Source organism: Gordonia aichiensis NBRC 108223 (assembly GCF_000332975.1).
GTDB classification, from domain to species: domain Bacteria; phylum Actinomycetota; class Actinomycetes; order Mycobacteriales; family Mycobacteriaceae; genus Gordonia; species Gordonia aichiensis.
This window is the reverse complement of record NZ_BANR01000003.1, coordinates 179128-203142: the sequence shown is the minus strand read 5'-3', so window position 1 is coordinate 203142 and position 24015 is coordinate 179128. Positions and strand designations below refer to the sequence as shown.

26 protein-coding genes are annotated in these 24015 nt (G+C 65.6%); 12 read left to right on the top strand and 14 right to left on the bottom strand.

Annotated features, from left to right (window positions below; all coding sequences use genetic code 11):
- Positions 1 to 3 precede the first annotated feature (3 nt).
- Positions 4 to 591, bottom strand: coding sequence for a TetR/AcrR family transcriptional regulator (locus GOACH_RS02480; RefSeq protein WP_005169973.1), 588 nt, complete (start codon positions 589 to 591; stop codon positions 4 to 6).
- Positions 592 to 674: 83 nt separating this feature from the next.
- On the opposite strand from GOACH_RS02480, the gene GOACH_RS02475 reads away from it, so the two are divergent.
- The 7 genes from GOACH_RS02475 (at position 675) to GOACH_RS02445 (ending at position 7266) form a co-directional block, all read left to right on the top strand.
- Positions 675 to 2141 carry an aldehyde dehydrogenase gene (locus GOACH_RS02475; protein WP_005169971.1) on the top strand — a complete coding sequence of 489 codons (1467 nt, stop codon included), beginning with the start codon at positions 675 to 677 and terminating at the stop codon, positions 2139 to 2141.
- A gap of 74 nt (positions 2142 to 2215) precedes the next feature.
- Complete coding sequence (locus GOACH_RS02470; RefSeq protein ID WP_005169970.1) at positions 2216 to 2965, top strand: SDR family oxidoreductase; 750 nt, start codon at positions 2216 to 2218, stop codon at positions 2963 to 2965.
- The gene (locus GOACH_RS02465) at positions 2962 to 3843 is read left to right on the top strand and encodes an NAD(P)-dependent oxidoreductase (protein WP_005169969.1); all 882 of its coding nucleotides are present in this window, start codon (positions 2962 to 2964) and stop codon (positions 3841 to 3843) included. The genes GOACH_RS02470 and GOACH_RS02465 overlap by 4 nt, the downstream gene beginning before the upstream one ends.
- Positions 3840 to 4241, top strand: coding sequence for a carboxymuconolactone decarboxylase family protein (locus GOACH_RS02460; RefSeq protein ID WP_005169968.1), 402 nt, complete (start codon positions 3840 to 3842; stop codon positions 4239 to 4241). Before GOACH_RS02465 ends, GOACH_RS02460 begins: the two co-directional genes overlap by 4 nt.
- Positions 4242 to 4250: 9 nt before the next feature.
- Positions 4251 to 5624 (top strand): alpha/beta hydrolase domain-containing protein, encoded by a 1374-nt coding sequence (locus tag GOACH_RS02455; protein ID WP_005169967.1) that lies wholly within the window; start codon positions 4251 to 4253, stop codon positions 5622 to 5624.
- Between the two features lie 37 nt (positions 5625 to 5661).
- Positions 5662 to 6282 (top strand): PaaI family thioesterase, encoded by a 621-nt coding sequence (locus GOACH_RS02450; RefSeq protein ID WP_005169966.1) that lies wholly within the window; start codon positions 5662 to 5664, stop codon positions 6280 to 6282.
- A gap of 36 nt (positions 6283 to 6318) precedes the next feature.
- Positions 6319 to 7266 (top strand): amidohydrolase family protein, encoded by a 948-nt coding sequence (locus GOACH_RS02445; protein ID WP_052003881.1) that lies wholly within the window; start codon positions 6319 to 6321, stop codon positions 7264 to 7266.
- A gap of 14 nt (positions 7267 to 7280) precedes the next feature.
- Here the strand turns inward: GOACH_RS02445 and GOACH_RS02440 are convergent, their stop codons facing one another.
- Together GOACH_RS02440 and GOACH_RS02435 are read right to left on the bottom strand one after the other, a co-directional pair.
- Positions 7281 to 7556 carry a DUF2277 domain-containing protein gene (locus GOACH_RS02440; RefSeq protein ID WP_005169964.1) on the bottom strand — a complete coding sequence of 92 codons (276 nt, stop codon included), beginning with the start codon at positions 7554 to 7556 and terminating at the stop codon, positions 7281 to 7283.
- A 145-nt stretch (positions 7557 to 7701) separates the two neighbouring features.
- Entirely contained in the window at positions 7702 to 8670 is a 969-nt protein-coding gene (locus GOACH_RS02435; protein WP_040517479.1) for an NADPH:quinone oxidoreductase family protein, read from the bottom strand.
- Positions 8671 to 8719: 49 nt separating this feature from the next.
- Between GOACH_RS02435 and GOACH_RS02430 the strand changes: the two genes are divergently transcribed.
- Both GOACH_RS02430 and GOACH_RS02425 read left to right on the top strand, forming a co-directional pair.
- A complete protein-coding gene (locus GOACH_RS02430) occupies positions 8720 to 9415 on the top strand; it encodes a class I SAM-dependent methyltransferase (protein WP_005169954.1) in 696 nt (231 codons plus the stop codon).
- Complete coding sequence (locus tag GOACH_RS02425) at positions 9415 to 10941, top strand: TLP1 C-terminal extension domain-containing protein (protein WP_005169952.1); 1527 nt, start codon at positions 9415 to 9417, stop codon at positions 10939 to 10941. Before GOACH_RS02430 ends, GOACH_RS02425 begins: the two co-directional genes overlap by 1 nt.
- A gap of 4 nt (positions 10942 to 10945) precedes the next feature.
- Here the strand turns inward: GOACH_RS02425 and GOACH_RS02420 are convergent, their stop codons facing one another.
- Positions 10946 to 11920: an alpha/beta hydrolase gene (locus GOACH_RS02420; RefSeq protein ID WP_005169949.1), complete on the bottom strand. Its 975-nt coding sequence runs from the start codon at positions 11918 to 11920 to the stop codon at positions 10946 to 10948.
- Positions 11917 to 13329 (bottom strand): flavin-containing monooxygenase, encoded by a 1413-nt coding sequence (locus GOACH_RS02415; RefSeq protein WP_005169947.1) that lies wholly within the window; start codon positions 13327 to 13329, stop codon positions 11917 to 11919. Before GOACH_RS02415 ends, GOACH_RS02420 begins: the two co-directional genes overlap by 4 nt.
- A gap of 360 nt (positions 13330 to 13689) precedes the next feature.
- Between GOACH_RS02415 and GOACH_RS02410 the strand changes: the two genes are divergently transcribed.
- Positions 13690 to 14256, top strand: a complete 567-nt coding sequence (locus tag GOACH_RS02410) for a TetR/AcrR family transcriptional regulator (protein ID WP_052003891.1) — start codon at positions 13690 to 13692, stop codon at positions 14254 to 14256.
- 54 nt (positions 14257 to 14310) lie between these two features.
- A complete protein-coding gene (locus GOACH_RS02405; RefSeq protein WP_005169941.1) occupies positions 14311 to 14886 on the top strand; it encodes a peroxidase-related enzyme in 576 nt (191 codons plus the stop codon).
- A gap of 76 nt (positions 14887 to 14962) precedes the next feature.
- On the opposite strand, the gene GOACH_RS02400 is transcribed toward GOACH_RS02405, so the two are convergent.
- The 5 genes from GOACH_RS02400 to GOACH_RS02380 form a co-directional block, all read right to left on the bottom strand.
- On the bottom strand, positions 14963 to 15823 hold the full coding sequence (locus GOACH_RS02400; RefSeq protein ID WP_005169940.1) for an LLM class F420-dependent oxidoreductase: 861 nt from the start codon (positions 15821 to 15823) through the stop codon (positions 14963 to 14965).
- 79 nt (positions 15824 to 15902) lie between these two features.
- Positions 15903 to 16940 (bottom strand): glycoside hydrolase family 15 protein, encoded by a 1038-nt coding sequence (locus GOACH_RS02395; protein ID WP_005169939.1) that lies wholly within the window; start codon positions 16938 to 16940, stop codon positions 15903 to 15905.
- 37 nt (positions 16941 to 16977) lie between these two features.
- Positions 16978 to 17703, bottom strand: a complete 726-nt coding sequence (locus tag GOACH_RS02390; RefSeq protein ID WP_005169937.1) for a class I SAM-dependent methyltransferase — start codon at positions 17701 to 17703, stop codon at positions 16978 to 16980.
- Complete coding sequence (locus GOACH_RS02385) at positions 17690 to 19000, bottom strand: glycosyltransferase family 4 protein (protein ID WP_005169935.1); 1311 nt, start codon at positions 18998 to 19000, stop codon at positions 17690 to 17692. The genes GOACH_RS02390 and GOACH_RS02385 overlap by 14 nt, the downstream gene beginning before the upstream one ends.
- Positions 19001 to 19101: 101 nt before the next feature.
- Positions 19102 to 20787 (bottom strand): FAD-dependent oxidoreductase, encoded by a 1686-nt coding sequence (locus tag GOACH_RS02380; protein ID WP_040517635.1) that lies wholly within the window; start codon positions 20785 to 20787, stop codon positions 19102 to 19104.
- Positions 20788 to 20932: 145 nt separating this feature from the next.
- On the opposite strand from GOACH_RS02380, the gene GOACH_RS02375 reads away from it, so the two are divergent.
- Entirely contained in the window at positions 20933 to 21754 is an 822-nt protein-coding gene (locus GOACH_RS02375) for an acyl-[acyl-carrier-protein] thioesterase (protein WP_040517633.1), read from the top strand.
- 50 nt (positions 21755 to 21804) lie between these two features.
- On the opposite strand, the gene GOACH_RS02370 is transcribed toward GOACH_RS02375, so the two are convergent.
- The 4 genes from GOACH_RS02370 to GOACH_RS02355 all read right to left on the bottom strand — a co-directional run bounded on the left by GOACH_RS02370 (position 21805) and on the right by GOACH_RS02355 (position 23938).
- A complete protein-coding gene (locus GOACH_RS02370) occupies positions 21805 to 22161 on the bottom strand; it encodes a VOC family protein (RefSeq protein ID WP_005169919.1) in 357 nt (118 codons plus the stop codon).
- A gap of 64 nt (positions 22162 to 22225) precedes the next feature.
- On the bottom strand, positions 22226 to 22780 hold the full coding sequence (locus tag GOACH_RS02365; RefSeq protein ID WP_005169917.1) for a DUF3558 domain-containing protein: 555 nt from the start codon (positions 22778 to 22780) through the stop codon (positions 22226 to 22228).
- Positions 22777 to 23673 carry a DUF3558 family protein gene (locus GOACH_RS02360; RefSeq protein WP_005169914.1) on the bottom strand — a complete coding sequence of 299 codons (897 nt, stop codon included), beginning with the start codon at positions 23671 to 23673 and terminating at the stop codon, positions 22777 to 22779. Before GOACH_RS02360 ends, GOACH_RS02365 begins: the two co-directional genes overlap by 4 nt.
- A gap of 70 nt (positions 23674 to 23743) precedes the next feature.
- On the bottom strand, positions 23744 to 23938 hold the full coding sequence (locus tag GOACH_RS02355; protein ID WP_005169912.1) for a hypothetical protein: 195 nt from the start codon (positions 23936 to 23938) through the stop codon (positions 23744 to 23746).
- Positions 23939 to 24015: the final 77 nt, after the last annotated feature.

The window sequence follows — 24015 nt, the reverse complement described above, 5'->3', positions numbered from 1 at the left end:
CGGCTAGGACTGCGCGCCGAGGATCAGGCGCGCAGCGGCGACGAGCCGCTCAGAAGTCTGCTCGTAGGTCAGATGCCCCATGCCCGCGTGAACCAGGCCACCCGCGTAGAGCATCTCGAGTGCATCGACCACCGGACCGGGATGCTCGACGTCGACCTCGAGCGCCTGCGCGAGCCGCGCCCGGATGAAGCCGCCGATCCGCAGTCGCAGATGTTCGACGTCGGGGTCGGTGCCGAGCAGCGCCACGGTGACCGCGCCGCCGAGTTGCCCCTCTCCTGCGACCACCAGCGACACGTTGCGCAGGATCTCGGCCACCCTGTCCTCACGGGACAAGGAGCTGTCGGCTTCGGGTACACCGTCTGCGAGCCGACGCCAGAAAACCTCTGCCACAAGGTGACTCTTCGACGAGAAGTAGGTGTACGCCGTCGCCGGGGCCACCCCCGCACGCTTGGCCACGACCCTGACGGTCAGGCCGTCGAAACCGTCCGCATTGAGCACGTCGACCGCGGCGTCGGTGAGCCGCGCGACCGTCTCGGCCTGCTGCGCCGTCAATCGACGACGGGTGGATTCCTGCGACACGGGGCTGGACATGTGACCGACGCTACACTAGGTTTGAACGCGAGTCCAGACACCTGTCCAGATAGCCTTCCAGTCAGTCATCGGAGTTCCGGTTCATGTCTCTTCGTCCAGCATCAGCGTCGGATCTACTCATCGACGGCAAGCTCACCCCCGGCACAGGCGGCGTCTTCGACGTCGTCAACCCTGCGACCGAGGAGGTCATCGGCCGGGCGGCAGACGCAACCCCCGACGACATGGACGCCGCGATCGCCGCGGCACGCCACGCCTTCGACACAACAACGTGGTCGCGCGACGCCGCCTTTCGCGCACAGTGCCTACGTCAACTGCGCGACGCACTGCTCGCCCACACCGACGAACTGCGCGAATCGACCGTCGCCGAGGTCGGCTGCCCGGTCTTCCTCACCCACGGCCCCCAGTTGGAGGGACCGATCAACGATCTCGGGTACTTCGCCGATCTAGCCGAGAGTTACGCGTGGAGCCGAGACCTCGGCGAGGCAAAACCCATGGGAATCAAGAACACACGCGAGATCCGCAAGGAGGCCGTCGGCGTCGTCGGCGCGATCACGCCGTGGAACTTCCCGCATCAGATCAACTTCGCCAAGATCGGGCCCGCGCTTGCGGCGGGCTGCACCGTGGTGCTCAAGCCCGCTCCCGACACTCCCTGGTGCGCTGCGCTCGTCGGCAAGGTGATCGCCGAGGAGACCGACTTCCCGCCCGGAGTTGTCAACATCGTGACGTCGAGTGATCACGCGCTCGGCGCACAACTCTCGACCGACCCGCGTGTCGACCTCGTCTCGTTCACCGGCTCCACAGCCACCGGAAAGAAGGTCATGGCCTCGGCCGCGGAGTCGCTCAAAAGAGTCTTCCTCGAGCTCGGGGGAAAATCGGCGTTCCTCGTGCTCGACGACGCCGACCTCGCATCTGCGGTCTCCATGGCGGCATTCGCCGTGGTGACCCATGCCGGCCAGGGCTGTGCGATCACCACCAGGCTCGTCGTCCCGCGCGAGAAGCTGGCGGAGGCAACAGCACTGGCACGCGACTCGATGGCCGGTTTCGCAGCAGCCGACCCCACAGATCCCGGGACGATCTGCGGACCGGTGATCTCCGCGAAGCAACGCGAACGCGTCGAGTCATACATCGAACTCGCACGCACCGAGGGCGGGACGATCGAGATCGGCGGCGATCGCCCCGCCGACAGAGACAAGGGCTTCTTCGTCTCGCCGACGCTGATCTCCGGACTCGACAATTCGTCGCGCACCGCACAGGAGGAGATCTTCGGGCCGGTTCTGGTGATACTGCCCCATGATGGCGACGACGATGCGATCCGGATCGCCAACGACTCCCCCTACGGACTGTCGGGCGCCGTATGGGGCACCGATCGCGAGCGCATCAACAAGGTGGTCGACGGTGTGCGCACCGGGACCATGTCGGTCAACGGCGGTATCTGGTATTCGGCCGACGTCCCATTCGGCGGCTACAAGCACTCGGGCATCGGGCGCGAGATGGGGGTCGCCGGATTCGAGGAGTACCTCGAGACCAAGGCCATCGCCGAACCCGTGTGATTCTCGACGATCCCGCGCGGCGCAAACAGCGCCGCGCGAACACCACACAGCATAACGAGACAGGAAGCAGCACAATGACATCCGAACGAAGTTCCGCACGATTCACCGACCGCACCTACATCGTCACCGGAGCGGCAGGCGGCATCGGCGAGGCGTACGCGCGTGGTCTGGCCGCCGAGGGCGCGAACGTCGTGATCGCCGACCTCAACGACGAGGCGGGCGAGAAGGTGGCTGCCGACATCGGTGGCCGGTACGTCCACACCGATGTCTCCGACCCCGACTCCGCGCAGGCCCTCGCCACCGCCACGGTCGACGCATACGGGAACATCGACGGACTCGTCAACAACGCCGCCATCTATGGCGGAATGAAGCTCGACTTCCTCATCACGGTCCCCTGGGATTATTACAAGAAGTTCATGAGCGTCAATCTCGACGGCGCACTCAACGTCACCCGCGCGGTCTACGGACAGATGCGCAACGGCGGCGCCATCGTCAACCAATCCTCCACCGCTGCATGGCTCTACAGCGGCTTCTACGGTCTGGCCAAGGTCGGGATCAACGGTCTCACGCAACAGTTGGCAACCGAGCTCGGCGGACAGAACATCCGGGTGAACGCCATCGCGCCGGGTCCGATCGATACCGAGGCGACCAGGGAGACCACCCCGAGGGAGATGGTTGCCGACATCGTGAACCGCTTGCCGCTCAAACGATTCGGTCAGCCCGAAGACCTGGTGGGCATGTGCCTGTTCCTGTTGTCCGACGAGGCCGGCTGGGTCACCGGACAGATCTTCAACGTCGACGGCGGGCAGGTCATCCGCTCATGAGTACGGACGCGTCATACGACGGGGCTGATCGTCTCGGTTACGTCGGGCTCGGCAACATCGGCGGGCCGATGGCGGGGCGACTTGCGAAATGGTCCGGCGGACTGACGGTGTTCGATCTCGAGCCCGAGGCTGTGGCAGCGGTTGTCGACCAGGGCGCGCACGCGGCGGCGTCCCTCACAGAGCTCGCCTCGTCGTCGGACATCATCGGCATCTGCGTGCGTGACGACGACCAGGTCCGCACGGTGGTGTCGGAGCTGCTCGACGGCGCGGCGGACGGGACGGTCCTCGCGGTCCATTCGACGATCAGTCCGCAGACCGCAGCCGACCTGTCCACCGTCTGCACCCAACACGGGGTGACACTTCTCGACGCCCCCATCTCCGGCGGGGCGCCAGGCGCCGAACAGGGCCGACTCGCCGTGATGGTCGGCGGTCCGCGAGAAGCCTACGTACGGCTGAAGGAGCCGTACGCGCTCACGGCGGACATGCTCGTGCACGCCGGTGACGACGTGGGAGCGGGAACCAAGATGAAACTCGCGCGCAATCTGCTGCACTTCATCTCCTTCGCCGCGACCGCCGAGGCATCGAGGCTGGCGGAGGCGGCAGGCATCGACATCGCAAAACTGGGCAAGGTGGTCCGCCACACCGACGCCATCACCGGCGGTGCGGGAGCAATCATGTTGCGCGACACCACTGCACCCGTCGAGCCTGACGACTTCTGGTACGGGGTATTCACACACGTTCGCGCGCTCGGAGAGAAAGATCTGTCCCTGGCGCTCGCGCTCGCGGACACGCTCGACGTCGAACTGCCTCTGGGAAGGCGATCGCTGGGCGACCTGGCCGCGGCTCTCGGCGTGCCACACGACGAGGGAGAGAAATGACCGACACCGATTCCACACGCGCCGCCGATACACCGCCGACCGAGCAGCGCCGACGAGGCCTGGATCTGATGTCGCAGGTCTACGGGTGGGAGATGTCGGACGGCCCCGGGCTGCACTTCGCCCATACCGCCGATCAGCTCTTCGCGGAGGTCTGGTCGCGACCCGCGCTGAGCATCCGTGACCGACGGCTCATCCTGCTCGGCGCACTGGCCGCGACCGGCCAGGTCGACGTGGCGGAAATCCAGGCGGGTGCCGCCCTCGGCAACGACGAACTGACGCCGGAGCAGCTCGAGGAGATCGCGCTGTTCCTCTGCTACTACGTGGGCTGGCCGTTGGGCACGAAGATGAACATGATGTTCGGCCAGGTGATCGGCAAGTACCGCACGTCACAGGGCTAGCCTCGAGGGATGACTGCGACGATCGCCTTTCGCGAGCTGACCGGCGGGGCGGGACGGACCAGCGTCATGTCCGCCACCGCCGGCCCCGACCTCGATCAGTACGGATACTCCGAACGCGAGTATGCGGCTAGCGGCATCGCGCATCGCTTTGTCGAGACGCCGGATGGCGGTCTCGACGGCGTCGACGCCGCGCAGTTCGCGACACGCATTCTCGTCCGCCGCCCAGCCGATACGCGGTTCAATGGCCACGTCGTCGTCGAGTGGTTCAACGTGAGCAGCGGCGCCGACTCCGCTCCCGAATACACCTACTTGGCTCAGGAACTGGTCCGATCGGGAACCGCCTACGTCGGGATCTCGGCGCAGTACACCGGCATCGCCGGTGGCCGTGACTCCGTCGATCTCGAGACGACCGGGGCGGGAACCGCAGGAGTCCAGGGCGATTCGTTGGCAGCCAAGGACCCGCAACGGTATCAAGGGCTGCATCATCCTGGCGACGGTTACAGCTATGACATCTTCGGTTCGATAGCGAAGGCGTTGCGCGACAGCGACTCCGAAGCGCATCCCCTGGCCGGTCTCGACGTGCGCAGGACCATCGCGGCTGGTGAGTCCCAATCGGCGATGGCACTGACGACCTACGTGAATCGGATTGCGCCGATGCACGATGCGATCGATGGAGCACTGATCCATTCGCGACCGCTCGGGCAGCTACCCCTGGGCGAGCCCGGAGCGCCGATCGACATCTCTCCCGCTTATCTACCTCCTGCCCGGACGATCCACCCTGGGACGAGGATCCCTGTGTTCGTCGTACAGACAGAAACGGATGTGCTCACGGATTTCCGTTACGCCGAAGCACGACAACCGGATTCGGATACCTTTCGGTCATGGGAGGTCGCGGGGACCTCGCACGCCGATCTCGTCCAGATCGGCGAGTTCGAGGAACTCCTCGGCTGCCCGCAACCGGTCAATCGGGGCCAGCAGGTATTCGTGCTGCGCTCGGCGCTCGCGCACCTGCGGGCGTGGGTCGGGGACGGGACCCCTCCACCCGCCAACGAGCCACTCGCCGTCGACTTCAGCTGTACACCGCCCCGATACGTCCTCGACGACGACGGCAACGTGGTGGGCGGTGTCCGTACGCCGTGCGTCGACGCGCCCACCGAGGTGCTCAGCGGGGTCGTGACCGGTGATGTACCGCGCATCTGCGTGCTTTTCGGCTCCACGACGCCATTGCCCGCCGATGTACTCACCACGCGCTACCCCACCCCCGCCGAGTACCTGCGCGCATACGAGGAGGCGACCGACGACGCCATCGCGCGGGGTGTGATCAGCCCGGCCGACCGTGACGAGGTTCTGGCCGACGCACGGCCAGGGCCGCTCTCGTCCTGATCCCCTGACCGTCCGCTGCAGACAAGGAGACCCGACCGTGGACTTCACTCTCGAAGACATCTCCGACGACGAGATGGCGCGGCGTCGAGCAGTTTTCGAGCCGTTGGTGGCGTCGGTGCGCGAACTCGTCGACGCCGTCATCCGTACCGAGGTCGGCGACGAGGTGATCGCCGAGGCGCAGCGGACGGTCGCCGGCGTCGTCGACTCGCTGCGCGCACACCAGATGGACGGCGCATACGGGGTGCGCTACACCAGCCGCATGGTCGGGATGGCCTGGGGCAATGCGGCAATGGGCATGCGCAACGCGCTCGCGCCGCCCGTGTATTCCGAACGCGAGGGTAACGCCGTGCGCGCCGAGTTCACGCTCGGTGCAGCCTACGAGGGTCCTCCTGGTCACGTCCATGGCGGAGTCTGCGCGTTGGTCCTCGACCAGGTTCTCGGTGAGGCCGCTGCCGCCGATACCGAGGCGAGCTACACCGGGACGATCGAGTTCCGTTACCGTCGGCCGACCCCGTTGGGGCAGCTGGTGGCCCGGGCCGAGATCGTCGAACGTAACGGCCGCAAGAAGACGGTGCGCGGCACATTGTCGGATGCCGGTGGCGTCACCGTGGAGGCGCAGGGACTGTTCATCGTGCCCAAAAGTCCACCGGCACTGTAGCGCCGAGAACATCGGGTGGGGGCGTACGGTGATTCTGTGACCGATCCAGCACAGTCGAACGCAGCTCACGACCACGACAGCTCTCCGGCACCGTTCACCGCCGCCGAAGCCGCTGCGGTGCGGCAGTTCTGGCTCGAGTTGGGTCTACCCGGCATCATCGACGTGCACACTCACTTCATGCCGCGTCGCGTGATGGACAAGGTGTGGGCCTACTTCGATTCTGTCGGGCCACTACTCGGGCGCGAATGGCCCATCACCTACCGCGCGGACGAGGATGTGCGCGTCTCGGCGCTACAGGCATTCGGGGTGCGCGCCTACTCGTCGATGATCTACCCGCACAAGCCCGATATGGCCGAGTGGCTCAACGGCTGGGCCACCGACTTTGCCGCGCACCATCCGGACTGCCTGCACACCTCGACGTTCTACCCGGAGCCCGACGCGGCGTCGTACGTCTCGACCGCGATCGAGCGCGGCACGCGAGTCTTCAAGTCGCACATCCAGGTCGGCGACTACTCGCCGCTTGATCCGAGTCTGACGAGCGTGTGGGCGCAGATCGCAGAGTCTGGCGTGCCCGTGGTGATCCACTGCGGTTCCGGCCCGACGCCGGGCCGGTTCACCGGGCCGGAGCCGGTCGCTGCCCTGTTGCGTCAATTCCCCTCGCTACCGCTGATCGTCGCGCACATGGGAACTCCCGAATACGGGGCGTTTCTCGATCTTGCGGACGCATACGAGAACGTCCGGCTCGACACGACGATGTCGTTCACCGGCTTCTCCGAACAGGACGCCCCGTTCCCGGCCGACCTGCGGCCCCGTCTGCTCGACCTCGGCGGCAAGATCCTGTTCGGCAGCGACTACCCCAACATCCCGTATCCCTACACCGAGGCACTCGACGCGCTGGTTCGACTCGATCTCGGCGACGACTGGCTACGCGCGGTGTTCTACGAGAACGCAGCCGCACTTTTCGGGGTCGGCACGCACGAGTGACCTGCCGCAACCACTCAGGGTGACGCAGACGCCTCGATGCGGGCCCTGACCTCTGGCCGCCGCAGCGGCGGTACCGTCCTGGGCGGTTGTCGACGTTGCGGAAGCGCGTCGAGCAGGGTCTCGGTGGCCGCCGTGACGGCGGCGACCGCGGCTTCGAATGCCTGTGAGTTCGCTGCAGACGGCTGCCGGATTCCGCTGACCTTGCGGATGTACTGCCGCGCCGCGGCCTCGATCTCCTCGTCGGTCGCAGGAGGCTCGAGTCCGCGCAGCTCGGTGATGTTGCGGCACATGGCGCATTCCTTCTCGAGTTGGTCTCGCTCGTCAGGCGGTCCCTGACGTCAAAGGGTCGTGACGTCTAAGGGTCGTGAACGTCAGTTGGTCTCTGACATCAGAGCGTCCCGGACCGGCAGGCGCAGTGCGACCATCGCGAGCAGCTCAGTCGGCGACGTGCACGACCGCCTTCCCCAGGATCCGCCCCTGGGCCAGATCCGTCAACGCCTGCGGAAGGTCGGCGAGCGCATACCGGACGCTCACCGGTGGTCGCATGCCCGCTCCGATCATCTCGGTGAGCTCGTCATGCAGCAGCGCAGGCACGTCGGGGTGGGTACGTACGTACTCTCCCCAGGCGGCGCCGACGACGGCGATGTTGCGGAACAGCACGCGGTTGAGCTTGACGGTGGGGATGCCGCCCGCGGCGAAGCCGATCACCACGTACCGGCCGTCAGGGGCCACCTGGCGCAGCGCTTCGTCGAACACGTCCCCGCCGACGGGATCGATCATCACGTCGACGCCGCCGGGCGCGAACTCCTTGAGCCTGTCTCCCCAGCCGTCGGACAATTGCACGACGTGGTCGGCACCCAGTTCACGCAGCATCTGCTCGGCCCCGGTGCGGTGCACGATCGCGACGACGGTGGCGCCCATGGCCTTCGCGACGAGGATCGAGGCGACACCGACGCCTCCCGCGGCCCCCAGCACCCCGACAACCTCGCCGGGAGCGGTCTGCGCGCGCAGCTTCAACGCGAACAGCGCGGTCTGGAAGTTGATACCCATGGCCGCGCCCTCGTCGAACGAGAGTTGGTCGGGCATCCGCAGCAGTTGCTCGGGCGCCGCGGTGACCTGCTCGGCGAAACCCCCGACGATCGATGCGACGAGTACCCGGTCCCCCGGGGTGAAACCGGAATCCGCCGGTGCCTCGCGGACCACACCTGCGACCTCGGTACCGGGCGTGAACGGCACGGGCATCCGCAACTGATACTTGCCCTGACTCATCAGCAGGTCGGGAAAACACACGCCACACGACTTGATGTCGACGAGTACCTGCCCGTCACCGGGTGTCGGATCGTCGACCTCGGTCAACTGCAAACCATCTGGGCCGGACTCTGCGGTGAGCATCTGTGCCTTCATGGTCCCAACCCTACGCGGAGCGAACGCTCGCACGGTTAGGATCTCAGACATGAGTGCACCATCGGCGTCTCAACCGACGTCAGCCCCCTCCGACGCACGACGCGCAGTCGCGCACGAGACACCCGGCTTCATGCCACTCGACGAAGCGCAGACGCTCTTCGAGATAGCCGGAGAGTATCTCGCCCAACCGGATTCGACGAAGCTCGGTATCGAGATCGGCACGTACTGCGGAAAGTCGACGGTGTTCTTGGGGGCCGCGGCCGAACCGCTCGGCGCAACCATCGTCACCGTCGACCACCATCGCGGTTCCGAAGAACACCAGCCCGGCTGGGAGTACCACGACCCCACCCTGGTCGATCCGCATACCGGCGCTCTCGACACCTCGGCGCGCTTCCGCCGCACCATGTTCGACGCCGACCTGGAGAAGACCGTGATCGGCGTGCTCGCACCGTCGACCGTCGCGTCACGCATCTGGGGTTCGCCCGCCGACTTCGTGTTCATCGACGGCGGTCACTCCATGGAGGCCGCACAGAACGATCTCGATGGTTGGGCGCCCTGGGTGCGGATCGGTGGTGCACTGCTGATCCACGATGTGTTCCCCGACCCCGCCGATGGCGGGAGGCCTCCCTACGAGATCTATTGTCAGGCCCTGGCCACGGGCGAGTTCACCGAGGTAGGCGCCGAGGGGTCGCTTCGGGTCCTGCGCCGTGATCGCGGCGACGTCGGAAAACCCCTCCCGCACTGATGCACATCGCTCCCCACACGCCGGTGGTCGTCGGCGTAGGTCAATCCTGCGACCGGATCGACACCCCCGAATACCAGGCGTCGTCGAGTATCGATCTCGGTGCGGCAGCCACGCGCGCCGCCCTCGCCGACACGGCTGCGGCAGGTGCGGTTCGCGACGCGGTCGACGTGATCGCGGCTGTTCGCGAGATGGAGAACATGCCGCACGTGCCCAGCCCACTCGGCCGGTCGAACAACTACCCTCGATCGGTCGCCCGCCGCGTCGGACTCACCCCTGGACACGTGCTCGTGGAGATTGTCGGCGGACAATCGCCGCAATCACTGCTCACCGAGCACGCGGAGATGATCGCGGCGGGCAGAGCCGATTGCGCACTCATCGTCGGAGCCGAAGCAACATCCACAGCAAGGTATTTCGCCGACCGCGATGACCGACCCGACTTCAGCGAAGAGATCGATGGGCAACTCGACGACCGGGGGCCGCACTTCGAGGACTTCATCGACATGACGATGGTCCGGCATCGACTCACGTCGATGCCGGTGGCGTATGCGCTCGCCGAGAACGCACGCCGACACAGGCTCGGTACGAGTGTGGACGACCATCGTCGGGCGATGGGCAGACTGTTCGCGCCGTTCACACAGGTGGCCGCGGCCAACCGGTTCGCAGCGTCGCCGGTGATCCGCAGCGTGGACGAACTCGCGACGGTCACCGACGCCAACCGCGTCATCGCGCAGCCGTATCCGCGCCAGGTGGTGGCGCGCGACATGGTGAACGTGGGTTCGGCGATCATCCTCACCTCGGTGGCGAACGCCGAGAGGATGGGGGTGCCGCGCGACAAGTGGGTCTTTCTGCACGGCCACACCGATCTGCACGAGCAGGCACTGTTGGCTCGCGCAGACATCGGACGTAGCCCCGCCGCGGCGCTCGCGACGACGGGTGCACTGGACATGGCCGGGGTTGGCGTCGCCGATCTCTCGACCGTCGATCTGTACAGCTGTTTTCCCATCCCCGTCTTCAATGTGTGCGACGCGCTGGGACTGGATGCCGACGCGTCGACCGGCCTCACTGTCACCGGTGGGCTACCGTTCTTCGGCGGCCCCGGCCACAACTATTCGAGTCACGCGATCGTCGAGACGGTCGAGCGGTTGCGGCGCCTGCCCGGCGCATACGGCCTGGTGGTGGCAAACGGCGGCATCATGAGCAAGACGTCGGTCGGCGTGTACTCGACGAATCCGGTCGAATACACGCCTCGCTCGGACCGCGCACTGCAGGCGCGTCTCGACGCTGCGCCGACCCGCCCTGTTGCCGAGTTCTTCAGCGGCTCAGCGACTCTCGACACCTTCACAGTCGATCACGGCAGGCACGGTCCGATGGGTGTGGTTGTCGCCACCGCCGACGACGGCCAGACCAGGGTCGCTGCGCTCACCTCCGACGACGCCCTCCTCGCAGCGCTCGACGCGGGCGAACCCTTCGGTGCCGAGCTGGTGATCGAGGCGACAGAGGGTGCCAACAGTGCGCGTCTGGCCTGACCGCTCACACCTCCTGGCGCGCCGCTGGTTCGACGTCGGCAGCGCGTGAGCATGATTCGGTCGCCAGATGCCGTGCGAGAAAGGCGATCTGGTGGTCGACGACGCGATCGAAGATCACCGGGTCGACCTCGGCGAAGATATCGAAGTGATCGCACGGGTAATGCCGCACCTCTGCCCGCGCCTTGAACGCGGTCCTGGCCGCCGCGTGCGGAGGGGCCCCGCGGTCGAAGTCGGCGATCTGCACGAGCGTCGGCGCGTGGATCCGATCGACTGATTTGTCGGCGCGGTACGAACCCAGTTCCAACGTGACCGACGCGTCGACCTCGTTGACCCAGGACGGACCCGCCACCGCCTTGTAGCTCTCGTAGAAGCCTGCGCTGGTCAACGCCGCCTGCTGGCCCGGACGGCCCACGATCGGCAGCATGCGTGGAGCACCACCGATTTTCGACGACGCCGTGCTGACGATGCCGTCGACGCTGCGTCGCAGCATCGGCAGCACGCCGACCTGCGGAAGATGATGACGCCCCGCGGCCGGCCCACTGACCATCGGCACCGCCGAGATCACCGCTGCCACATCGTGTCGTTCGCCGGCGACGTGCAGAACGTGACCGCCCGATTGCGACAGACCCCACAGCACCACCCGGTCGGCGTCGACGCCCGCCTGCCGACAGGCGGCCTCGACGGCGGCGTGATAGTCGGCGATCTGTCCCGCCATCGACACCCGCTGGCGAGGTGAGCCGCCGGACAGGCCGAAGCCGCGGTAGTCGAAGGCGAACACGGCCAGACCAGCGTCGGCCAGTCGTCGCGCGAACGGCTCGAGACCGGAGTCCTTGGTCCCGCCGAAACCGTGTGCCATCACGACGACGGGAACCCCCGCAGCTGTCTCGAACGCGGAAGGTTGTGCGGGTGGGAAGAACCAGGCGTGGCAGTCGGTTCCGTTGCTGTCGAAGGTGACGTCTTGTCGTCCGTGTCGGCTCATCGTGCTCCCCCGTCGAGTGCGGACGCCAGTTCCGTTGCGCCCTGATGCGTAGCGTTCTCGCCGAGTCCGACCCACCTCGGTGCGCCGACCTCGGCGGCGCGGCGTCGACCTGCAGGCAGTTCTCTTGTCCGCATGTCGTGTTCGTACAGGAAGTAGTCGAGTTGCTGGGTGTGGCGCGCACTGTGCAGCATGTGCCCGGTATAGAACTCCTGATCTTGGGCGATGACCCGTCGCATCTCGTCGATGGCGGGCGGCCGATACTCACCGACCGCGTACGCGCCGACCAACCGGGCCTGGCATTCCACGAACGGGAAGAGCGTTGGCGTCGCCTGAGCGAAGCCGACGAACAACAGGTCATCGATCCCCGGATAGATCATGCGCTTGTAGAGATCGATCTGATTGCCTGGGGCACTGATGAAGTCGGGGTCGAAGAACGGGAACGAGATGTTGTATCCGGTGGCATAGATGATCACGTCGAAGTCGGCCGACGAGCCATCGACGAAGTGGACGGTGTCGCCGTCGAGACGCTCGATGTCGCCCTTCGCGGTGACGTCGCCCGCGCCGAGACGGAATGGCAGTTCGACCGACTGCGTGGGATGTGCCTCGAAGAACTTGTGATTGGGCCTGGGTAGTCCGTAGCTCTCCGGACGTCCCGCGGTGAGGGGCTGGAAGATCTGCGCCACCTTGCGCTGCCACGCGAACGGAATGTACGGCGACGTCCGGTAGTACTTGTCGGCGGGCTTGCCCCCGAGGTACTTCGGGACGATCCACGCACTCGATCTCGTCGAGATGGTCACCGTCGTCTCGAGCGCGCGTGAGGACAACTCGACCGCGATGTCGGCGGCGCTGTTGCCCAGACCGACGACGAGGATGCGCGTGCCGTGGAAATCGAGGGGCGTGCGCGGATCGATGTAGGAGTGCGCGTGCATCTCGACGCCCGCGAACTCGCCGGGGAAATCGGGGAATCGTGGGTCCCAATGATGTCCGTTGGCGACGACCAGGAGGTCGGCATGGCGGGTTTCGCCCCGTTGCGTGGACAGTTCCCACCCGCCGCCGTCGAGTCGCTGCGCATGGGTGATCCCGTTGCCGAACTCGATCTTCTCGCGGATGCCGAAGGCATCGGCGTAGTCGTCGAGATACTGCTTGATCAGTGTGTGATGCGGGAAGTCCGGGTAGTCGTCGGGCATCGGGAAATCGCGAAACGACAACTGATGTTTCGACGTATCGATGTGCAGCGACCGGTACGCGCTGCTGTGGCCGTTCGGGTTGCCGAACGCCCAGTTGCCCCCGACGCGATCGGACGACTCGAACGTGGCGAACGGAACGCCGTAGTCGGCAAGCATCTTGCTTGCGGTCAGACCGCTGATGCCCGCACCGATCACAGCCGTCTGCGGTGGACGTGCGCTCATGTGTGCCTCTCGGTAGTGGTGCTGCGGCGACGGTGCCGATGACACGCTCGCGGCAGATGGTGCACTGTGGCTGCCAGACCGTGGTCCCGGACGATGAGGTCGGGTCTCAGTTGACAGATTCACAATTGTGTCTACTCCTTGCCGCGACCTCCGGTGAACACTTTCCGAAAAATGTCTACTTCCGCTGTTAGAGTTGGCCGCATACCGGTGCGCTTCGGCTCCATCACCGGCACCGATGTCGCGGTTTTCTGCGGCGCTGCCGCCGTGGCCGCAGCCAGTGGACGAGACGTAGGAGGCGCCGTGCAGACCGACACCACCGGGGCAATCCGGGTCGCCGCGGTCGCGTCTGCCACCGACAGGATGCTCGACGCCGCCGAAAGCCTGCTGGCGGACAAGGGAATACGTGCCACGACGATGCAGCAGGTAGCCGACATCGCAGGCGTGTCCCGCGCATGGCTGTATCGACACTTTCCCGACAAACAGACCATGGTGGGCGCGACGATCGTCCGACTCAACGAAGCGTTCTGGACCAATGCCCGCAGCGAACTCGACACCGTCGACGGTTTCGCAGAACAGCTCATCGCGGGCGTGCGCATCGGCAGGGGCGCCTACGACGATCCCGGAGCACTGCTCCTGCGACTGCGGACCACAGAACCCGACGAGTTCGCGGCATGCGCAGGAGTCGGCGTCGCGGGACTCGTCCCGGATCTCGCTGCCTTCTGGCGCCCCTACGTCGAGGCAGCGGTCGACCGCGGGGAGGTCGACGCCGGACACGACGTCGACACGACGTCGGAGTGGATCGCGCGGATCCTCATCAGCCTCGGCACCGTCGCGGGCGCGACCATCGACCCCGATGACCCGCGATCGGTCGCCGTCTACATCCACAACTTCGTGATGCCTGGTCTTCGCGCATCCCCCCGCGTGTGATTGTGTGATTGTGGGGCCGATACCGGTCACCGAGAAGTTGTGAGGAGCGTGTTCATGAGCAGCGGATCGTATTTCCCGGACGCAGAGGTCACCGAGTTGTCGCCGCAACTGCAGAAGTTATTCGGGAAGGCATCCGAACAGCTCGGCTTCGTGCCCAACGTGTTCAGCGCGTACGCCCACCGACCTGAGCGATTCTCCGCGTGGTTCAACCACTTTCGGCAAGTCACGGAACCCACGGAGACACTGTCGGGCGCCGACCGGGAAATGATCGCGGTGGTTGCCTCCGGAATCAATCGATGCACGTACTGCCTGGTCTCGCACGGACAGGCGCTACGGCACGAGATGCACGACGAAGCCAACGCCGACCGGATCACGTTCAACTGGCGTCACGCGGATCTCAGCAATCGGCAGCGCGCCATCTGCGCCTTCGTCGAAAAACTCACGAGTGCGCCCTCGACCGTCGAGCGCTCCGACGTCGACGCGCTCGCGGAAGCGGGTCTGGGCGCCGACGACATCTGGGACGTCGTCGAGTTGACCGCGATGTACAACTTCACCAACCGGATCTCCTCGGCGCTCGGGATCGTGCCGAATGCCGAGTACCACTCGCTCGACGGAGCACCTATCGACTGACACGAAGCAAGCGAGCGAGAATGCCCAGTGGGAGTCGGCCGAACAGGAACTCGTAGCCGATCGTCGGCGGCGGTTCTCAGTGCGCGACTGCGGGAGCGATCCCCAGCTTGCCGGCGAGCTTGGCCAGGTAGCCGGTTGCCCGCTCGACACTGTCGTCCGGCAGGCCGTACAGCACCGTGGTGACGCCGAGGTCGCGGAACTCATCGAGACGTTCTGGGACGGGTTTGACGTCGAGGACGACGATCTGCGGCTCACCTGCGCGGCCCGCGTCGGACCAGAGCCTCCGGAGGAGTGCGACCGACCCCGCGATGTCGGCCTCCCCTGGGGTCGTGATCCAGCCGTCGGCACTGCGCGCGATCCATCGAAAGTTTTTCTCGGTACCCGCTGCGCCGACCAGCGTCGGAATTGAGCCCTGCGGCGGCTTCGGCCAGGCCCAACTCGTGCCGAAATCGACGAATTCGCCGTGGTATTCGGCCTCGTCGGCTGTCCACAGCGCACGCATCGCCTCGAGGTACTCGCGCAACATCGTCCGACGGCGCTTCGACGGAACGCCGTGATCGGCGAGTTCGTCGAGATTCCATCCGAATCCGACACCGAGGGTCACTCGACCGTCTGAGATGTGATCAAGCGTGGCAAGGGTTTTCGCGAGCGTGATCGGGTCGGATTGAACCGGCAGTGCGACCGCGGTGGCGAGTCTGATGCGCGAGGTGACCGCCGCCGCCGCGGCGAGCGTGGTCCACGGGTCGAGTGTGCGCATGTACCGGTCATCCGGCAGTGACGAGTCGCCGGTCTGCGGGTGCGCGGCGTCGCGACGGGTGGGAATGTGGCCGTGCTCGGGGACGAAGTAGGAGGCGAAGCCCGCCTCCTCGATGAGCGGAGCGAGCACCTGGGGCCTGAGCCCGCGATCACTGGTGAACTGAACGATCCCGAAATCCATACCGCCAGGATAGGCAGATGACTGGACACCTGTCTAGAACATGTTCCTGTTCTGCGCCTGATATGTCCGCGACGGGGTGTCAGACCGCTCCGGCGTCGCGGAAGATCCCGTTGGCCTCGCTGCTTCTCGTGACCGCGTCGACCGCGAGGACCACGGCCGCCGATGTCCAGCAGCTCTTCTCCACCGGCCACCGCTTCCCGTCGTCGAAGACGAGTCCAGTCCAATAAGCACCATCCGGATCGCGCAGGTGTTGGATCGAGGCGATGAGCTCGACGGCGTCTGCGATGTCGCCGAGAGCATCGAGGGCGATGGCCAATTCGCAGGTCTCCGCTCCGGTGACCCACGGCCGGTGGTCGACGCACCGTGCCCCGAGTCCGGGGACGACGAACTCCTCCCACCGACGCGCGATCATCTCCTGGCCTGCCCTGCCCCGGATCGCACCGCCGAGGACCGGGTAGTACCAATCCATCGAGTGCTCGGACGGCCTCTCGAAAACGTCGGGGCGGCAGGTGAATGCGTCGCGCAACGCGGCACGCGCACGCACCCATTCGTCGTCGGGTTGATCGACCTCGGCCGCCATGTGAACAGCACAGTCGAGCGCATGGAAAATGCTGGCATTCCCCGTGATCAGCGCCTCGTCGAACATGGCGCCCGTCTCGTGATCGCCCGCCCAGCGGAAGGCTCCGTCGGGACGCTGGAAACGCAGGACGAGGTTGATCGCCGACCACACGACCGGCCACATGCGTTTCAAGAACTTGACGTCGCCGGTGATCTGATAGTGATGCCAGACACCGACAGCGATGTACGCGCAGAAATTGGAATCGGTGCCGTGATCGGTCACGACACCGGAGTCGAAGCGCAGCGGCCACGATCCATCCGCACGCTGGGTGCGCTGGCTCCAGCCGTATGCAGCCTCGGCTTCTGCGTGAAAACCGGTGACGCTCAACGCCATCGCGGACTCGATGTGATCCCAGGGGTCGGTGCGGCCGCCCGGAAACCACGGCAGGGCGCCGCTGTCCTCCTGCATGGCGGCTATGGCGGCTCCGGTGTCGCGCATCTGCTCACCTGTCACCACACCGGCGATGGCGAGCGCACCCACATGCGCCTGCGCGGTCATCGACCGGTGGTCGGGTCGACGATGCTCGACGTCACGGTCACGACGCCGCGAGCTCCGGCTTCCGCAGGTACAACGCGACCGACTTGCCGATCACCGGATTGAGCACCTGCTCACCGACCCGGGTCAGGGCCGGTGCCGACATCATGTCCCACACCAACAGCTTGTGGTACGCCTTCACCAACGGATTGTCGTTGTTCTCAACGCCCACGGCACATTTGAGCCACCAGTAGGGCGCGTGCAGTGCGTGCGCGTGGTCGGTGCCTGTCACCTCGAGACCGTTCGCGCGCAACTTGTCGGCCAACTCCGACGCCCTGTAGATCCGGACGTGGCCGCCCTCGACCTCGTGGTAGGCGTCCGACAGGGCCCAGCACACCTTCTCGGGCCAATAGCGCGGTACGGTCACCGCACCGACGCCGCCGGGCTTGAGAATGCGCGCCATCTCGGCGATGGCCTCTTCGTCGGAGGGGATGTGCTCGAGAATCTCCGACATCAGTACGACGTCGAAGCTGTTGTCGGCGTAGGGAAGTCGAAGAGCGTCTCCCACTTCCGCACGTGCCTTGGCGTCGGCGGGGACCTGCCCCTCGGCCATCATCGCGTCGAACATCTCCGCGACGTCGGCCATGTCGCTCTCGGACTGGTCGAACGCGATGACGTCTGCACCACGACGGAACATCTCGAACGAGTGCCTGCCCTGCCCCGCACCGATGTCGATCACCTTCGTGTGCGACCCGACACCCAAGCGGTCGAAATCAACTGTGAGCATGACTCCCCTTCTCCGAATTCATGGCTAGCCCTGTGGCACCGGGTCCGTCGCGACGGACCCGCGCGAGGACGGTCTCATAGTGTGCTGCGGTCGTGGCGGCCACCGCAGCCCAGCTGTACCGGTCTTCGACCCGCGCACGTGCCGCAGCACCGAGTGCGGCACGGGCGGTCTCGTCGTCGAGCAGAGCTCCGATGGCCTGCGCGAGTCGACCGGAATCGCGTGGCGGGACCAGCGTAGCCGTGCGACCATCCGTACCCACCACCTCGGGGATCGCACCTGCGTGCGTTGCGACGAGTGGCGTCCCACAGCTCATGGCCTCCACCGCGGGCAGCGAGAAGCCCTCGTAGAGCGACGGTACGCAGGCCACCTCAGCCGACGCGAGCAGCTCCGCCATCTCCGAATCCTCGAGACCGGAGACGACCCGCACCCGCGACGAGATGGCGAGTTCGTCGATCAGCTTCGCCGACGGCCCATGCGGGTCGAGCTTGGAGACAAGGGTGAGTTCGACGTCGCGCTCCGCGCTGAGTTTGGCGATCGCCTCCAGCAGGTACGACACCCCTTTGAGTGGTGCGTCGGCACTGGCGACACACACGACACGGCCGGGGACCCGCGCCGAGGCCGCCTCGGGGCGGAACACCGCGGTGTCGACGCCGAGGGGAATGGTGGTGATGCGACCCGCTTCGATATCGAACGCCTTACGAATGTCGACCTCGCTGCTGCGTGAGACGGTCAGAAGTTCGGGTATGCGACGCGAGACGCGACCCTGCATCCGCAGAAACGAATGCCAGCGCCACGCGCTGATCTTGCGCCACCCCGTGGCGGCCTTGACCGCCAGCGACCGGTCGCGGGTGATCGGATGATGGATTGTCGCGATCAGCGGGTAGCCCTGCTTCTGGATCTGAAGCAGCCCGTAGCCGAGGCACTGGTTGTCGTGCACGATGTCGAAGTCGTCACGACGATCTGCGAGCAGGCGCGCGACGCGAAGGCTGAATGTCAACGGCTCACCGAAGCTTGCCGTCCACATCGCCCCGACTTCGAGCGCGTCGATCCAGTCGCGGAATTCACTGGGTCGTGGCGTACGAAACGGATCCGGTTCGTCGTAGAGCCCGAGGCTCGGCACCTTGGTGAGGGTGACGCCCGCGTCGATCGCAGCCTGGTCCAGGTCGGGATAGGGCTGTCCCGAGAAGATCTCGACCTGATGCCCCAGCAGCGCCAACTCCCTGCTGAGATGGCGTACGTAGACGCCTTGTCCACCGCAATGCGGTTTGCTGCGATACGACAGTAATGCCACGCGCACGTTGTGGTTCCACCTCTCGTTTCACGGACCTGCGAGGGCCCGACGATGCTGCACGGTTCACCGCCGTCGGAATAGACGACGTGACCGAACCCGCCACCGCGTCACGACCTCGCGTCCGCCACTTCCCGTGACGCCGACTCGAGATCATCGATATGCACCAGTTTCACACGACGACGGCCAGCCGACTTCCCCGCGCTGCGTTCGGTGGCGTCGATGTTCTTCCATCCGGCGAGGTCGATGCGGTGGGCGCCGCGTTCAGCAACCAGGTCGGCCACGTCGTCCGCCGAGGTGGGAGCGTCGGGCAGCACGCCGGCGACGAAGTCGGCGATCACCGATTCGGCGGTCTCCTGACCGCACAGTCGATTGCGCCCGATCCCGCCGGTGGCGCCCCGCTTGATCCATCCGGTCACGTACAGACCCCGGACCGGGTCGCCGTCGACGCTCGTCTGCACCCTGCCCTCGACGTTGGGCACCACACAGTGCACCTCGTCGAACGGCACGTCGGTGATGGGTACCCCGCGATACCCGATCGCGCGCAGTACGAGTCCGGTGTCGAGGTCGACACCCTCGTCGGTCGGCACGATCGCGACGTTGTCTCCCGCTTCGGTGTAGACGTTGCGCACGGCGTGCAGTTTCTCGACCCTCCCGTCACCGGACAGTTCCGTTGGCGACGTGAGGAAGCGGAAGACGATCCGCTTGTTGCCCTCGACCGTCGGTCGGGCGGCGAACTCCTGTGCGATGCGCAGCTTGGTCGCGATCGTCGAGTCGAGTTCGCCGTCGGACTGCGCCGCCTTCGATTGCGGATCGAGCGTGAGGTCGGCCGGGTCGATGATCACGTCGACCCCGTCGACGTCGCCGAGTGCGAGGAACTCGCTGTTGGTGTAGGCGGCTTGTGCAATCCCGCGGCGCCCCAGTAGGACGACCTCCCGGATGTTCGACTCGCGCAGCGCGGCGAGGGCATGGTCGGCGATGTCGGTCTTCGCGAGTTCGTCGGGATCGGTCACCAGAATGCGTGCCACGTCGAGTGCGACGTTGCCGTTGCCCACGACCACCGCGCGCTCTGACGACAGATCGAAGATGCGGTCGGCGAAGTCGGGATGACCGTTGTACCAGGCGACGAACTCGGTCGCCGACACCGAACCCGCGAGGTCTTCACCGGGGATGCCCAACCGTTTGTCGGTGGGTGCCCCTACCGCGTAGATGACAGCGTTGTAGCGCTCGGTCAGTTCATCGTGGCTGATGTGCGTGCCGACCTCGACGTTGAGGAAGTACCGGAAGTTGCGCTTGGCCGAGGTCGCGGCGAACGTCGATTCGACGCCCTTTGTCGCCGCGTGGTCGGGGGCGACACCCGCGCGAACCAGGCCGTACGGCGTCGGCAGGCGGTCAAACATGTCGACGGCCACCTGGGGTTTGCGGACGAGTTCCTCTGCAGCGTAGAACGCGGCGGGACCGGCACCTACGATGGCTACCCGGATGTTCCCTTCCGGCAGTTTGGGGGCCTTCTTCGGGGGAACAAGGCCACCGTCGACATCGTGGTCTGTGTAGTAGTCGGCGTTGATCTGGAGGTACGGCTCATCACGCTCGTCGAGCTGGTCGTCGGGAATGATCGCCTCGACGGGACACTCGTCGATGCACGCTCCGCAGTCGATGCATGTGTCGGGGTCGATGTAGAGGCTCTCGGCGGTGAAGAAGGCGGGCTCGTCCGGAGTGGGATGGATACAGTTGACCGGGCACACCGCGACGCAGCTCGCATCGTTACAACAAGGGCGTGTGATCACATGGGCCATCTGCATCTGTCCTTCGAACACTCAGCACGTAGAACGTGTTCTAGTTTTGATGTGACTGTATCTTAACGATTGCCCTGTGAGCCACCCGATCGTAACCGACACGTGTGAGCCAACCGGCACAGCCGACGTCAACAGAGGACAGCTATTGACCCGCGACCACAGTCAGGCCACCGACTCCGCGCTCCCGGCCCGGAAAGAGGGCGCCCGATACTTCGAGGCGACCTACCGCGTACGCACCGGAGACGTCGACCAGGACATGCGGGTGCGTCTCGACGCCGCCGCACGGTATCTGCAGGACATCGCCAACGACAACATCGATGCGACAGACCTCGGCGACTCCGATCCGTTCTGGATCGTGCGTCGGACGGTCATCGACGTGATCTCGCCGATCTCGTGGCCCGCGACCGTTACGGCCCAGCGCTGGTGCGGCGCGTTGTCGACCCGCTGGACCAACATGCGCGTGCGGCTGACCGCAGAACACGAGACCAACCGGTTCAATCCCGAACCGCGCGAGCCCGGACTGATCGAGTCAGAGGCCTTCTGGATCAACGTCAACGACCAGGGCATGCCCTCGCGGATCTCCGACAACGCATTCGAGTTGCTGTCGTCGATGACCGACGAGCATCGACTTCGGTGGAAGTCGATGAACCCCGAGCAGGCTCCAGATGAGGAAGGAGCGTCGGCGCCTGATCGCGAGCACGTATTGCGCAGCACCGATTTCGACCCGTTCAAGCACCTCAACAATGCCGCCTACCTCGAGGCCGTCGAAGACGAGCTGGTTGATCACGGAGACCTGATCGAGGGACCACATCGCCTCGTGATCGAATATCTGCGTCCCATTGTTCCCGGTACACCCATCACGGTGCGGCGTGTCCGAGAGCCCCGGCGGCTCCTGTTGTGGATGCTCATCCCCGGCGACGACGCCGAGTATCAGGTTGCCGCCACCGCCTCGGTGACGAAGCGGTAGCAGCCGACCGGCCAGGGGCCACGATTGCGGGGACAGAGCGCTCCGACAGGCTAGTGACCCCCCGACACGCAGAACTCGTTTCCGGCGGGGTCGGCCAACGTGGTCCACGCGAAACCGCCGCCCGGGATCTCGCGGTCGCCGAGGTTGGTGGCACCGTTCGCGACGAGAGTGTCGACGATCGCCGGATACTCGGGCGACGACAGATCGAGGTGGATGCGATTCTTGCCAGGGGTCGGGTCGTCGACCTTCTGGAATCCGATCGCGGGTTGGCCGTCGCCCAACGCCACGATCACGAAGAATCCGTCGTTCTCCTCGACGATCCTGCCGCCGAGATTGGTGGCCCACCAGGTGGCGAGAGTGGTCGGGTCGTGTGCATCAACTGTGATCATGGCAACGGAGAGAGTCATGGACTCACCTTAACCACAATTCGACACGCAGTCGAACATATGTTTGACTACGCGCGGATCGCGATCACTGTCCGCCGTTGAGAAGCAGCTCCATGAGTTTCGTCGGAGCTACGCACGGGTCCGCGGCAGCGGCGCCACCGATTGGTTCGACCCAGAACGTGTAGACGCCGCGAGTGGGTGCCCGACTGGTCACACCGCACACCGCGGGACGCTTGGGATCTCGCTGAGTGAACGCCGCCTGGCTCACGATCCGGACGTTCTCGGTGGTGTAACCGAGACGTTTGGCCGCATCCTTCTCGACGCTGAAGTCGCCCCATTCGAACCAGTTGAATGTGACATTCGCGGCGACCGCACCGTCGACGATCCATCGGCAGATCGCTCCGTTGAAGGTGCCTCGCGCCGACGTCCCACCGACAGCCTTGGCGATCTGCGCGGTCGAGAGCACCTGGCACTCGAGAGTCAGCTTGTCGAATCTATCGGTGTCGACATTGCCGGACTGGTCGGCGTTGGCTTGTTCTGACGACACCGCCTGACCGTCGACGGTGCATCCCGTCAGCACGCCGATCAGCAGGAGAAAAGCTGTCAGAAGCGGCACGACGACTCGCGTGTGCTTTCTCATGACGCACGCTCGATCGACATCGTGGCGAGTTGCCGTGTGGCGTCGCAGATCTGCTCGGTGTCGGGCGCCTGCGTGCTCAGCGAGCTGACGCCCGCGCTCACCGACCACTCGAAGAAGTCGGCGCCGAAGCCGATTCCAATCTCGCAGATCCCCGTGTCGGACGCGATGAATCCCTTGTGCCCGTTGATCTCTATGTCCTTGGTCGACTCACGGGACAGTTGCTCGGTGGCACGCTCACGCCCGATCGGCGAACCGCGATACCAGTTGAACGAGGCCACCGGCCCGGTGCGGTCAGCACTCGACGACCACTCGCAGACCGACGAGTTGTTCACCGTGTTGGTCAGCGTTCCCAGCTTCGCCAGATCATTGACCTCTTCGGTGGTCACGCCTCCACATTGGCCGAAGAACGGACCCGACCCCGCCTTGCCCGGTGCAGTTGCGGCGTTGTCGTTGCGGGAGCCGCCTGCATCGTCGGAACCCGACGAGCATGCGCTGCCGATCAGCGCGATCAGCAACGCGACGGACACCAGGAAACCACCGCGCATCAACTTGTCGATCTCACGTCGCTCACGCTTGGTCGGTCGCCCCGCGCCACGATCGCGTCGCGGTTGACTGGCAAGGATCTCCCTCGACGGCGGGGGCGGGCTCTTGTCGATGTAGCAGGCCGACGCTGCCGCAGCGGATACACGTTTGGTGATCACCTGCGTGACCTCAACGATCCGCTCACGACCACCCAACCGCACACGCACCTCGTCGCCGATGCTGACGTGCTGTGCCGGCTTGGCAGTGGTCCCGTTGACGCGTACGTGCCCGCCACGACACGCGTCGCCCGCAGCCGAGCGCGTCTTCGTCAAGCGGATCGCCCAGATGTAGGCGTCAACGCGTGCGCTCACGGTTGATGCCTCGTCGCCAGCGCACGACAGTCAGCTGTCCGCAGTCGTACTCGCACCGGTTATGCCCTGCTCATTTCTGCCGGGTCAGCAGGTAGTAACCGCCTGCCAGCACGACCACGCCGAGCACGATGGCCAGAAACCAGTTGGTGAAAATACCGACCAGGAGAAAGACCACGATGCCCGGCGATATCGCCACAAGGCTCATCCCCGGATTCTCACGTACAACCTGCGAGACAGCTTTGCTCTTTGCAGGATCGATCGCCATGCATTCCTCCTAGCGCGCGCCGTCGCCGTCCACACCTGCTCCGACGAGCGCGTGGACGGCGACACCGTTGGGCGAAT

What these genes read in the sequence shown, in the direction of transcription:
- GOACH_RS02480 (WP_005169973.1), bottom strand. Translation starts at nt 591, where the DNA reads ATGTCCAGCCCCGTGTCGCAGGAATCCACCCGTCGTCGATTGACGGCG.
- GOACH_RS02475 (WP_005169971.1), top strand. Translation starts at nt 675, where the DNA reads ATGTCTCTTCGTCCAGCATCAGCGTCGGATCTACTCATCGACGGCAAG.
- GOACH_RS02470 (WP_005169970.1), top strand. Translation starts at nt 2,216, where the DNA reads ATGACATCCGAACGAAGTTCCGCACGATTCACCGACCGCACCTACATC.
- GOACH_RS02465 (WP_005169969.1), top strand. Translation starts at nt 2,962, where the DNA reads ATGAGTACGGACGCGTCATACGACGGGGCTGATCGTCTCGGTTACGTC.
- GOACH_RS02460 (WP_005169968.1), top strand. Translation starts at nt 3,840, where the DNA reads ATGACCGACACCGATTCCACACGCGCCGCCGATACACCGCCGACCGAG.
- GOACH_RS02455 (WP_005169967.1), top strand. Translation starts at nt 4,251, where the DNA reads ATGACTGCGACGATCGCCTTTCGCGAGCTGACCGGCGGGGCGGGACGG.
- GOACH_RS02440 (WP_005169964.1), bottom strand. Translation starts at nt 7,556, where the DNA reads ATGTGCCGCAACATCACCGAGCTGCGCGGACTCGAGCCTCCTGCGACC.
- GOACH_RS02435 (WP_040517479.1), bottom strand. Translation starts at nt 8,670, where the DNA reads ATGAAGGCACAGATGCTCACCGCAGAGTCCGGCCCAGATGGTTTGCAG.
- GOACH_RS02430 (WP_005169954.1), top strand. Translation starts at nt 8,720, where the DNA reads ATGAGTGCACCATCGGCGTCTCAACCGACGTCAGCCCCCTCCGACGCA.
- GOACH_RS02425 (WP_005169952.1), top strand. Translation starts at nt 9,415, where the DNA reads ATGCACATCGCTCCCCACACGCCGGTGGTCGTCGGCGTAGGTCAATCC.
- GOACH_RS02420 (WP_005169949.1), bottom strand. Translation starts at nt 11,920, where the DNA reads ATGAGCCGACACGGACGACAAGACGTCACCTTCGACAGCAACGGAACC.
- GOACH_RS02415 (WP_005169947.1), bottom strand. Translation starts at nt 13,329, where the DNA reads ATGAGCGCACGTCCACCGCAGACGGCTGTGATCGGTGCGGGCATCAGC.
- GOACH_RS02410 (WP_052003891.1), top strand. Translation starts at nt 13,690, where the DNA reads ATGCTCGACGCCGCCGAAAGCCTGCTGGCGGACAAGGGAATACGTGCC.
- GOACH_RS02405 (WP_005169941.1), top strand. Translation starts at nt 14,311, where the DNA reads ATGAGCAGCGGATCGTATTTCCCGGACGCAGAGGTCACCGAGTTGTCG.
- GOACH_RS02400 (WP_005169940.1), bottom strand. Translation starts at nt 15,823, where the DNA reads ATGGATTTCGGGATCGTTCAGTTCACCAGTGATCGCGGGCTCAGGCCC.
- GOACH_RS02395 (WP_005169939.1), bottom strand. Translation starts at nt 16,940, where the DNA reads ATGACCGCGCAGGCGCATGTGGGTGCGCTCGCCATCGCCGGTGTGGTG.
- GOACH_RS02390 (WP_005169937.1), bottom strand. Translation starts at nt 17,703, where the DNA reads ATGCTCACAGTTGATTTCGACCGCTTGGGTGTCGGGTCGCACACGAAG.
- GOACH_RS02380 (WP_040517635.1), bottom strand. Translation starts at nt 20,787, where the DNA reads ATGGCCCATGTGATCACACGCCCTTGTTGTAACGATGCGAGCTGCGTC.
- GOACH_RS02370 (WP_005169919.1), bottom strand. Translation starts at nt 22,161, where the DNA reads ATGACTCTCTCCGTTGCCATGATCACAGTTGATGCACACGACCCGACC.
- GOACH_RS02365 (WP_005169917.1), bottom strand. Translation starts at nt 22,780, where the DNA reads ATGAGAAAGCACACGCGAGTCGTCGTGCCGCTTCTGACAGCTTTTCTC.
- GOACH_RS02355 (WP_005169912.1), bottom strand. Translation starts at nt 23,938, where the DNA reads ATGGCGATCGATCCTGCAAAGAGCAAAGCTGTCTCGCAGGTTGTACGT.